General features: G+C 49.6%; 1 protein-coding gene. It reads left to right on the top strand.

Going from position 1 to position 228, the window contains the following annotated elements; genetic code table 11:
• Positions 1 to 31: 31 nt before the first annotated feature.
• Positions 32 to 228 (top strand): hypothetical protein (locus ACR6JA_RS23350; protein ID WP_494599930.1); only part of this gene is annotated, 197 nt, incomplete at its 3' end.

Below are 228 nucleotides of genomic sequence, written 5' to 3'. Positions count from 1 at the left end.
AATCCGGGCAGGGGGCTTGTTCATAAAATCCATGCTTGAAGATGCTCGGCATGAGTATATTTACGCCAAGACTGATATCCCGGTGTCGACGCTGCCGAAGACTGATGTAATGGAGAATCATCTGGAGGCAACGCCAGGGTTGGAAATCCAGTACGTATATGTTTTCTACGGAGAAAAGAAGGAACGCCTCGGGCACGCCATACTCACCGCGAATAGAAATCAGACTGC

This window comes from Cedecea sp. B1(4) (genome assembly GCF_059414925.1).
Note: the sequence above shows the minus strand (reverse complement) of the source record. Positions and strands in the feature narration are given on the sequence as shown.